General features: G+C 57.4%; 3 protein-coding genes. All 3 read right to left on the minus strand.

What is annotated here, in order from left to right:
* Positions 1 to 135, minus strand: a 135-nt coding sequence (locus AC1D0Z_RS20360) for a chorismate mutase (protein WP_477659985.1), incomplete at its 3' end; no start/stop codon positions are given.
* 83 nt (positions 136 to 218) lie between these two features.
* Positions 219 to 1,325: a 3-phosphoserine/phosphohydroxythreonine transaminase gene (gene serC, locus AC1D0Z_RS20365; protein WP_477659983.1), complete on the minus strand. Its 1,107-nt coding sequence runs from the start codon at positions 1,323 to 1,325 to the stop codon at positions 219 to 221.
* Positions 1,322 to 1,897: a DUF2059 domain-containing protein gene (locus AC1D0Z_RS20370; RefSeq protein ID WP_477659984.1), complete on the minus strand. Its 576-nt coding sequence runs from the start codon at positions 1,895 to 1,897 to the stop codon at positions 1,322 to 1,324. Before AC1D0Z_RS20370 ends, serC begins: the two co-directional genes overlap by 4 nt.
* Positions 1,898 to 2,033 lie beyond the last annotated feature (136 nt).

Raw genomic sequence — 2,033 nt, forward strand, 5'->3', positions numbered from 1 at the left:
GAAAAAGGGCGTACCCTCGCGCTTCTTGACTTCGCCGACCTGCTCCGCGACCTGGGCACGGCGATTCAGCAAGGCGAGCAGTTCTCGATCCAGTGCATCAATCTGAACGCGTAAATCCGCAAGGTTGGTGGTCATGTCAGAGACCACCCGGCCACGCGGCGGGCGCTGCCCGCCTGCTGGAAAGGCGAACCATAATGAAGGCGAAAAAACATGTCATCCTAGGCGTATTTTTGTTCGAATTCTCGCATGTAGCCCACCAGTGCCTGCACACCGGCCAGTGGCATGGCGTTGTAAATGCTTGCGCGCAGCCCTCCCACTGACTTGTGGCCCTTGAGCTGAAGCAAGCCCCGTGCCTTGGCCCCCCAAAGAAATGYGTCGTTCCGTGACTCGTCGCGCAGGAAAAATGGAATATTCATCCTGGATCGGCAGTCTTTGTCCACTTTGTTGAGATAAAACTGCGAGCCGTCAATGGCGTCATACAGAAGCTGTGCCTTGGTCTTGTTGCGCACTTCCATTGCGGCAATGCCGGTAGCGTCGCCTTCTTGCTGGCGCTTGAGCCACGCGAAGGTAAGGCCGGCAATGTAAATTGCGTACGTGGGGGGCGTGTTGTACATCGACTGGTTGTCTGCCACGGTCTTGTAGTCAAAGGCGCTCGGGCAAATCGGCAATGCGTGACCGAGCAGGTCCTCCCGGATTACCACCAGCGTGACGCCTGCAGGCCCGAGATTTTTCTGTGCACCGCCAAATGCGAGGCCGACACGAGACCAGTCAACCTGTCGGGACGCCACATGGGAGGAAAAATCGATGACCAGCGGGGCATTGCTGCCCAGGCTCTTCAGGTCGGGAAGACTTTGAAACTCCACGCCGTGGATGGTTTCGTTGGTGCACAGGTGGACGTAGCTTGCGTCCTGCCGCAGCTTCCAGCCGGACGGAGGCGGCAGCAGCGTGTGTCCGTTGTCCGCATTGCTCGYAGCGATCTGGACATCGCAGTACTTGCGTGCCTCTTTTTGCGATTTTTCACTCCAGCTGCCTGTTACTACAAAATCAGCCGAGCGACCCTKCGAGACATTGAGGGGAACAATGGCATTTTCGGCAAGTCCGCCGCCTTGCATGAACAGGATCTTGAAGTGAGCCGGAACGGCCATAAGCTCGCGGAAATCGGCCTCGGCGGTTTCGTAGATGGAGATGAATTCCTTTCCACGGTGGCTCATTTCCATCACACCCATGCCGCTACCGTGCCAGTCCAGCATTTCACCCGCCGCCTGACGCAGAACCTCTTCGGGCAGGTTCGCCGGGCCGGCGGAAAAATTGAAAGGGCGGGTCATTTCTTGGCGGGCGGCTTGCCTGCTCCCGGTGCGGGGCCGGTGCCAATGATCTTCACTGCAACGTCGTCAAACTGCTTTGCGCGCGCGAGGACATCGGCACGGGTAGCCTCCACCAGTTTTTGCACAAAGACATTGCCCAGTTCAGGCGCAGTGGCCTGGTACTTCTTGACCGCAGGGGACTCAAAAAAGGCGGCAAGCTGCTGGAGCTCTTCCAGCGTGAACCGTTCTGCATAGGCCGGTACCAGCGATTCGGTACTGACTTTGCTGACCTGTTTGGCAATCAGCTGGCTCACATCTTCGGTATATTTCTTGAGTTCGGCGTTGAGGTCTTCCGATGCTTTGGGCTGCTTGGCCTTGGGAACGTTGGCCTCCATTTTGGGAGCCCATTTGACGATGAGTTCCTGCGCCGTGGTGCCCGCAAGCTGGCCTACCAGACGGTCGAGCTCCGGCCCTTGCTGCAATGCGACCACTTTTTTTGCCAACTCCGTTTTAGGATCTGCCGCCTGCGCATGAGCCGCAGTGGCACCAAAGGCCATGGCTGTGATCGCGATGGCTGTAAGCAAGTTTTTCATCAGGTACTTTCGATGTTGGGAGTGTCTGTGCCGGTATCGGTTTCGGTATCGGGCTCGTCCAGCGTGGCATCGTTTTCAACGATGCGCTGAAGGCCGCTTAATTGTGAACCTTCATCAAGGCCGATCAGCGTAACAC

This window comes from Polaromonas sp. P1_E3 (assembly GCF_056405935.1).